Raw genomic sequence first — 9,000 nt, 5'->3', positions numbered from 1 at the left:
CGCGATGTAGGAATGAAAATCATTCGTAATGCACATTATCCCCAGGATCCGGCTTTTATGGATGCCTGTGATGAGCTGGGGCTCTTTGTAATTGTCAATACACCGGGGTGGCAATGGTGGTCAAAAGAGCCGATTTTTGAGAAACGTGTCTATTCCGACATTCGCAACATGATACGTCGTGACCGCAACCATGCCAGCATCTTTCTATGGGAACCGATTCTAAATGAAACATGGTATCCGGACCATTTTGCTGAGAATGTAGCCAATATTGTAGCAGAAGAGTTTATAGACGGAGATAAATACAGCGTATGCGACGGGCATATTAAAAGTGAAAAATTCTTTCCGGTTGTATTTCTGCATCCTGCCTATGCTGAAAAGGAAAAGCAGAAAGATAAACTGCATAAATGCACTTTTACCAGGGAGTGGGGTGATAACGTTGATAGTTGGAGTAGTCATAACAGTAACAGTCGTGTGCACATGTCATGGGGTGAGAAGGCCATGTTACTTCAAGCGGAACATTACGCCAAACCTGAATATGGCAATCAATTTACATGTTTGGATTATTTAGAGCGTATGCCGGCATATCATTTTGGTGGCTGTTTGTGGCATCCTTTTGATCATCAACGGGGTTATCACCCGGATCCGTTTTATGGTGGGATATTAAATAACTACAGGTATCCTAAAACCAGTTATTATATGTTTGCTTCGCAACGTAATCCCGAAGAGGATAATAAGTTGTTTGATACCGGGGCAATGGTCCACGTAGCACATGACATGACTCCATTTAGCAACAAGGATGTGACGGTGTATAGCAATTGTGATAGTGTTATTTTGAAGGTATTTGAGAATGGTAAAAGCTACACATATGTGCGTGATAAAAAGCCTGAGGGGATTAAGTACCCAATTATCACTTTTAAAAATGCCTGGGACTTTTTCACCTATAAAGGATTAAGCCGTTCCAGAAAATACAAGGAATGTTATATGGAAGCCAAAGGCTACATCAATGGCGAATTGAAAAGTACACATATCGTGAAACCGGCCATTCGTCCTAAACAAATTTATGCATGGGTGGATGATGAAGGATTGGAAATGGAATCCGATGGTGGCGATCTTGTTGTGGTACATGCACACATCACAGATGAACATGGTAATATTAAGCGATTAAATAATCAGGAACTTCGATTTGAAATTGAAGGTGATGGAGAACTGGTCATGCCCGATGGAAATCTGGACAATTGTGTGAAAATGGAATATGGTGTTGCTTCAGTAATTGTTCGATCATCTGTTAAGGCAGGAGTGATTAAATTAAAAGTGAGTCCAAAGTATGAAGGTATTCACACCGCACTACCAACAACTATCGAAATTATATCAAAAGAACCTGCAATTAAACTGGTTTATAATACAGAGGTAATGAAGCAGAAGAAAAATCAAAAGTATTATGATCCGGTTTCGAAATCGGTTAAGCGTGTGTCAGAAGAAGAATTAAAAATCATAGAAAAACAACAAGATGCATTTGGAGAAGAAGTTAAGTAATAGTATTCGGTTATTTCTGTTATTGGTTAGTTTCTGTGCGATAAATAACGCAGTGAAGGCTCAAAATTCAGGCTATACCGTGCCCAACATTAGCAACCTGTATATGTTGAGTGAAGCGGAAAGCCGATCAATCACTCCCGAAAATTTAACAGGTGGAAAAGGTGAAGGAGGTAGAGTTAAAGCAACCGAAGGAAATGCGAAAGCCAATGCGGCTAAATATGGTTGGAAAGCCAATCCTTACATTTTTATTGAACCGGGGCAGGAAGTGACTCTTGGAGAAATAGATGGCTCGGGGATAATTAACCATATCTGGATGACAATTGGTCGAGGAACAAATGACCGCTTGAGAATTCTTCGATTTTATTGGGACGACGAGGAGGAACCATCAGTAGAAGTACCTGTTGGTGACTTCTTCTGTAATGCCTGGGGACCACAGAATGTACCTCACATTAATTCAATTCCCATTGTAGTTAATCCGCTTAACGGGCTTAACTCATTTTGGCAAATGCCGTTTCGGAAAAAGTGCCGAATAACAATGGAAAACTTAGATAAGAATCGTACCACATTATATTATCAGATTGATTACACACTGTGCGGTGTTCCCAAAAAGGCGGCTTATTTCCATGCTCAATACAGACGAGTAAAGAAGGTACCTTTTAAAGAGGAGTATGTTATTCTCGATAATGTAAAAGGTCAGGGGCATTATGTAGGAACCTTTCTATCAAGAGGCACCCGGGCTAAACGCTGGTGGGGTGAAGGTGAAGTTCAAATGTTTATTGACGGGGATATAGACCATGCCACAATTCATGGAACAGGTGAAGAAGATTACTTTTTAGGGTCATATGCATACAAAAAATTCAGCGATCCCGGTTGGGACAATTTCGTTTATGTACCATTTAATTCGGCCTACAGTGGCTTTTATGAAGCCGAAGATCATTACGATTATGTCGGATGTTTTGGTCAATACAGGTGGCATTTGATGGACCCGATCCGTTTTAGGAAAGATTTTAAGATGCAAATTCAGATATTGGGTTGGGAAGAAGGAGCCTCAAATTATTATCCATTGCAAGATGATGTATCATCCGTTGCCTTTTGGTATCAGACAGAACCGCATCAAAAATTTCCAGAATTACCAAATAAAGAAGATTTAATTATAAAGTAAGTATGAAGAGGTTTATTGTAAGTAAGTTACTTCTGTTTTACATCCTTGCGATTGGTTGCGCACAAAAAACGATCCCGTTTCAAATGCCGGCAACCAACAACAAACAAGCTGTTTATGACCAAATAGATTTTTACCACTTTTCGTCGGTTGCTTTTGATAGTCAAAACAGACCATATGGTTTTAATATAAAGGAAGAATTTGGATACATACGAACATTAAGAAATGGATTGTGGGTGAAACGTCATTTTCTGGATGAACTTCAACAAGCGCACTCAGGAAAAACAATTACTAACTGTCACACGAAGAACACGCATGCACAAAGTCGCATCTCAGTAACATCGGATAATCACCTTTATGCGACTATCAATTATTTAGTTGATGGAGAAATGTGCTGGTCAATTCTATATTTGGACGATTTGGATACAGATGAATTTCAAGTAGAAGTTATACCAACAGCAACAAGTATTACTGTTGAGGAATTTACAGGCTACAACCTTTTGAATGGGGAAACACCACTTCTTGTGATAAGTGAAGGTGGTAAATCATTGAAGGAACTTGAATGGCCAACTCCAACAGTATCCTGGACAATTAATAATGTATCCGTAGTAAAGGTACTTATTCCTTATCGGGATGAAAGCGGTAGAATATCATTCAATTCAACATTATTAGGTGAAACACTCGGGGCTCATACGATCCATTCAGGTGGATGTGCTTCAATTGCCACTTACGGTAATCGAACATACTTAACGTTTAATGCTTTTAATGAAAGAAAAATAAAGGAAGAAAAGTCACGGCAGAATGTTAATTGGGGGATGTTGGCTGAAATTGTCAGACCTGATAACAGTAATGGTGTAGCAAAAATTCAAACACGCTTCATGGCCATCCAATCGGTTTATGGACATATTGATTCCCATAGTCAGGGAAGTGTTGTTATAGATAGAAATGGAAAGTTGCATTATGTATCTGGTAATCATGCTGCAAATGATGAATATTTCAGAACCACTCATAGTATCAACGATCCTGAATTTTCTTTTAGGGCTGAAAATGAATGGAAACAATATGGAATGACAACCAGGAAAGGAGATTTTAGTTATGACACACCAGTAATTGATGGAAATAATACAATTCATTTTGCATATCGACAACGGAACGGAGGAAAAGGCAGAGGGTTGTGTGTTAAATCTGCCCTAGCCGATGTTACAGATTGGGGAAAAGAATTAGGTGATCTAATTATTCAACCACCTGCACCCTATGATAGGAATGGTGAATACATTGTATTATACCATCGTTTGGTAATGGATAGAGCAGAAAATATTCATTTAAGCAGTGGTTTTTTTGAGTTTAAGAATGGAGTTGATGGTGATTATCCGCGCATTGGAGCCATGAAACTTAACGGTAAAGGAGAATGGATAATAGCAGACCGCTACAAATATTCGGAGAATATTATTGATGGCAAGAAGGTTCAACGCATAACATGCGAATTGAGCAGCAGTTATTCAATGAATGACATAGTCAAACTATCAGCGATATCAAATTTCAAAGGAGCTTCAGTAAAATATAAAGTTCTTGAAGGACCGGCTCAAATTCGTAAAAACAAGTTAAGCTTTACAGGTAAGGGAAAGGTTATTATAAGTATTGGTAACAAAGGCAATAAACAGTTTTATGCCGACAAGCTTATAAAAGAGATAACGATCGAATAGATTGAAAAGCGAAGTTGAAATGAAAAATAAATGAAGTTAATATAAAACTAGTCAAAATGAAAAAACTATTGTTGTTGACGGCGGGACTGATTTGCGTTTTAGCGGTATCTGCCAAAAAAAATGAATTACCCAACAAAAAAGAAGTTATCAGCATCATGACATCTGTTGCAGACTGGCAATGTAGTCAAAAATTAAGACACAAGGTCAATGATTGGACCAATGGGGCTCTTTATGCTGGTATGATGGAGTTTGCCAAGATGGCTGAAAGTGATAAGTACATCGATTGGTTAATCGAACGTGGCGAAGAAGGCAAATGGTCAAAGATGCCGCGGTGGTCTGGCGATGCTAAATACCATGCTGATGATTATGCAGTGGGTATTATGTACCTGGAGATGTACCGCTTGAAAAAGGATAAAAAAATGATTCAACCAATGCGTGCGCATCTCGATCGCATTTTAAGTGCGCCAAGTAAACGTTCTTTGGATCATACCTGGCACCGTCATGAGAGTCAGGCCGAACGTTGGTCGTGGTGTGATGCTCTTTTTATGGCGCCTACAGTTTGGACTAAAATGTATCGAATCACCAATGAGGTAAAGTATTTGGAGTTTATGTATGACGAATATAAGGCGACGACTGACTTTTTATACGATCATGCAGAGCACCTTTACTTCCGCGATAGCCGTTATTTTCACCAGAAAGAGCCTAATGGTAAGAAAATGTTTTGGGGGCGTGGTAATGGATGGGTATTTGGCGGCCTTCCAATTATATTGAAAGAATTACCAGATAACTATTACGAGAAGATGTGGTTCGAGAAGTTGTTTACTGATATGGGTGAAAAAATCGCTTCTCTGCAAGATGAAAATGGTTATTGGCATGCCAGTATGCTTGACTACGAAAGTTATCCTAATCCGGAAACCAGTAGTTCATCATTTTTTGTATATGGTTTAGCTTGGGGTATTAACAATGGTTATTTAGATAAAGAGAAATATTTACCAATTGTAATTAAAGGATGGAAAGCTTTAACAGAAGCAGTTTATCCTGATGGCAAGTTAGGTTGGGTTCAGCCAATAGGTGAAAATCCCAAGGAAACTAAAAGGGAGATGACCGAAGTTTATGGAGTAGGTGCATTTCTAATGGCCGGCACTGAAGTTTATAAACTGGCTGATTAATTGTATCAAACAAAGAGGATGCCCTAAAAACTGGTGCTTGAACTGAGCTACATAAAATTCATTGATAGCATTATAATACAAAGGGCAATCCTTTTAAACAATACCCAAATACCCGAAAATGAAACAAATTGCTGCTATAGTATTGATCTTTAACCTATTTTCGTGTCAATCAGAAAAAAATGTCGAGCAACAATCGACAGATGTTCAAGAGAAGTTTAGTCGTACCGAATGGTTTGAACAGGCTCGATTAGGAATGTTTATTCATTGGAGTGCAGGTGCTGTTGAAGGAGCACGCTTTCAGGGTGAAAAGTTGAGGAATCCCCTTCCTTATGGGGAATGGCTAAGGTGTCGTAATCGAGTACCAAGAGAAGAGTATGATAAACTGATTGCCCAGATGACCATTACCCAAAAAAAGGTGGATAAATGGGCTGAAATGGCTAGTAAAGCTGGTATGAAATATCTGATGTTTGTGGCGAAACACCATGATGGATTAGCTTATTGGCCAAGTGATGTTAGTGATTATACATTCGATCAATTGACAGGTTTGGATGTAGATGTCTGTGATATGGTGGCTAAGGCTTGCAAAAAATATGGATTGAAACTTGGGTTTTATTATTCTCAATGGCAGGATTGGGAACATCCATATGGTTTTGGCAACTTTTGGGATTATGAAAAAGATGCTTCTTTATTGCCAACCGGCAATGAATGGTTGGCGAAATGTAATAATGGTGTACTTTTTCGTCCAACTCTTACAAAAGACCAGTACATGCAATATTGGAATGAAAAAAGCTTACCTCAGGTCAGGGAACTGATTCAACGATATGATCCGGCTATTTTTTGGTTTGACATGTATGCACCACGTGAGTATACCAATATGACAGAGGCAGAGTGTCGTACTCTATTGGATTTAGTGAGAAAAGAATCGCCTGCTTGTATGGTCAATACCAGATTAGGAATCAAAGAGGTAGGTGGCAATGGAGTCGATTATCGCACGTTGGGCGACAACGAATTAGGAAAGGAGTTACTGACTTATCCCTGGGAGAGCAGCGTAACACTTAATCATAGCTGGGGCTACAACCGCGATGATAAAGACTATAAAACACCGCGTTTTTTTATTGAAAGTTTGGTGAGTAATATCGCTTTAGGAGGAAACTTACAAATTAACATTGGTCCTAAAGCTGATGGATCGATAACGCGCGAGGTAGATGTTGTTTTTAGTGAAATAGGTGAATGTATCAGTCAAAACGCTGGTTTGGGATTTTATAATAATACCTATGCAGGTGTTATTGAAAGTATGCAGGATTGGGGTACTATTACAAAGCCGAGAGATATGAAGAATACACTTTACCTGCATGTGCAAGAGTGGCCCATTGACGGTATACTACGTTTGAATGGAATAATTAACAAAGTAAGTGTTCGCAATCTTCAAAATAGTGCTTTATGTCCTGTTGAAGACTTTGGTTATGTAAAGCGAATCAATATTGGTAAAATTCAGCAGGTGCCATATAATCAGGTGTTTGAATTGAAGTTTGATGGAGAACTTACCTGTCAGGATGATTGGGTTGGTGAAATCAATAATGGTGGACATTATCTGTCTGTACATAATGCCAAGGTTATTCCTTCTGCAATTCAACCAAGTACACAAGGTGGATGGATTCCGGATCATATCGAGTGCAATAATAATGATGAGCTAATCTGGGAAGTTTATGTTTGTGAAGCAGGTAAGAAAGATATAAGTATTTGTTATAGCAGTACCTTAAAAGATAATCTGGCATCGGTAAGCCTTACGCTGGATAAGAAAGTAGTTTCCATTACCAGACTTGCTCAAACACATTCCGATAATTGGGAATACAGAACTGTTAAACTTGGAACAATAGAAGTATCTGAACCAGGTAAGCACATTATCAAGATTAAAGCACAAGCCAAAGAAGAGCTAAATCTGCATCTGGCACATATGTTTTTAAAAAGTACAATAATTAAATAAAATATAAGATGAGAAGAATTATCCTATCATTATTGGTTTTACAGCTCAGCTGGTTAGGTAATGCCCAGGAAACATGGAATGGCTTGGATGTCAACCTGAACAATTTATATCGTTTATCAAATGCCAAAACCCGCTCAATTAGTGCGGAAAATCGAACTGGAGAGAAGGGAAAAGGTGGAATGACAGCTCTAAAAGATGGATCGGCATCGTATGCGGCGCGTGATCTTGGGCAGGGATGGAAAGTAAATCCATATTTAAATATCAAAGCTGGCGAAACAGTTACATTAGGTGAGATAACAGAATCAGGATGTATTAACCACATTTGGATTACAACTACCGCCAACTGGAAATTTTTAACACTACGCATGTATTGGGATGATGAAAAAGAGCCATCAGTAGAATGTCCGTTAGGTGATTTTTTCACGATGGCATGGGGGCAGTTTGCCGAGAATAATAGTATTCCCGTGGCTGTAACACCAGGTAAGTCGTTCAATTGTTTCTGGCAGATGCCTTTTAGAAAGAAAGCTAAAATTACTTTAGAAAACATTTCATACAAAGATTGTAAGACTTATTACCAAATAGATTACACCTTAACGGATGTACCTGAAGATGCTGCCTATTTTCATGCGCAATACCGACGCAGAACACCGGATAACTATGGCAAAGAATTTACTCTGGTTGATGCCATTAAGGGAAAAGGTCATTATGTAGGAACTTACCTCGGTTGGCAGGTTAATAATAACGGCTGGTGGGGCGAAGGTGAAATTAAATTCTTTATGGATGGTGATAAAAAGTTCCCAACCATATGCGGAACTGGTACTGAGGACTACTTTTTAGGATCATGGAATTTTGACTCAGGAGGAAAAAGTTACCATGCCTATAGTACACCATACGCTGGTTTGCATCAGGTAATTCAACCTGATGGTAAATACAATGCTAATACCAGATTTGGTATGTACCGTTGGCACATTCATGATCCCATTCGTTTTGAAAAAAACCTGAAAGTAACGATTCAGGATCTGGGCTGGCGTGATGGAGGCAGGTATCTGCCACAGCAAAGTGATATTATTGCTGTTACCTATTGGTATCAGACAGAACCACACGCTAAATTTCCAGATTACCCTTCGAAAGATGAGTTAGAAGTGAGATAATTAATTTAAAAGGTATAGAATGAAAAATGCGAGTTTAATGCTAATGCTTTTGTTTACATTATTCGCTTGTAAACAAAAAGGTGATCTTTCAGAGTTTCAAATTGAAGGATTCATTTCACAAACCAGTCTCAAGGGATTGAATGGGGCTAAAACCAATTGGGAAGTTGAAAAGATTTCAGATAATTGCTATCGTTTGATTGTTGAACAAGAGGTAGCCAATGAACTTAATGGATATGGCTGGTCAGTCGATATAACACCTGCTTTTGACCAGGAGTTTACCTGGGCTTGTCACCTTACTCCT

General features: G+C 38.8%; 7 protein-coding genes. All 7 read left to right on the top strand.

Annotation, left to right across the window (positions count from 1 at the left end; translation table 11 throughout):
* Positions 1-1,533 (top strand): glycoside hydrolase family 2 TIM barrel-domain containing protein (locus AC4MRQ_RS23560; protein WP_491200183.1); only part of this gene is annotated, 1,533 nt, incomplete at its 5' end.
* Positions 1,508-2,695, top strand: a complete 1,188-nt coding sequence (locus tag AC4MRQ_RS23555; protein WP_491200182.1) for a glycoside hydrolase family 172 protein — start codon at positions 1,508-1,510, stop codon at positions 2,693-2,695. The genes AC4MRQ_RS23560 and AC4MRQ_RS23555, both read left to right, overlap by 26 nt.
* Before the next feature lie 2 nt (positions 2,696-2,697).
* Positions 2,698-4,395, top strand: coding sequence for a BNR-4 repeat-containing protein (locus AC4MRQ_RS23550; protein WP_491200181.1), 1,698 nt, complete (start codon positions 2,698-2,700; stop codon positions 4,393-4,395).
* A gap of 56 nt (positions 4,396-4,451) precedes the next feature.
* The gene (locus tag AC4MRQ_RS23545) at positions 4,452-5,564 is read left to right on the top strand and encodes a glycoside hydrolase family 88/105 protein (RefSeq protein ID WP_491200180.1); all 1,113 of its coding nucleotides are present in this window, start codon (positions 4,452-4,454) and stop codon (positions 5,562-5,564) included.
* A 118-nt stretch (positions 5,565-5,682) separates the two neighbouring features.
* Positions 5,683-7,548, top strand: coding sequence for an alpha-L-fucosidase (locus AC4MRQ_RS23540; RefSeq protein WP_491200179.1), 1,866 nt, complete (start codon positions 5,683-5,685; stop codon positions 7,546-7,548).
* 8 nt (positions 7,549-7,556) lie between these two features.
* Positions 7,557-8,699: a glycoside hydrolase family 172 protein gene (locus AC4MRQ_RS23535; protein WP_491200178.1), complete on the top strand. Its 1,143-nt coding sequence runs from the start codon at positions 7,557-7,559 to the stop codon at positions 8,697-8,699.
* A gap of 19 nt (positions 8,700-8,718) precedes the next feature.
* On the top strand, positions 8,719-9,000 hold a 282-nt coding region (locus tag AC4MRQ_RS23530; protein WP_491200177.1), incomplete at its 3' end, for a hypothetical protein.

The sequence above is a fragment of the Carboxylicivirga sp. genome (assembly GCF_982718395.1).
The sequence above is the reverse complement of the archived record's forward strand: the minus strand, read 5'-3'. Positions and strand labels throughout refer to the sequence as shown.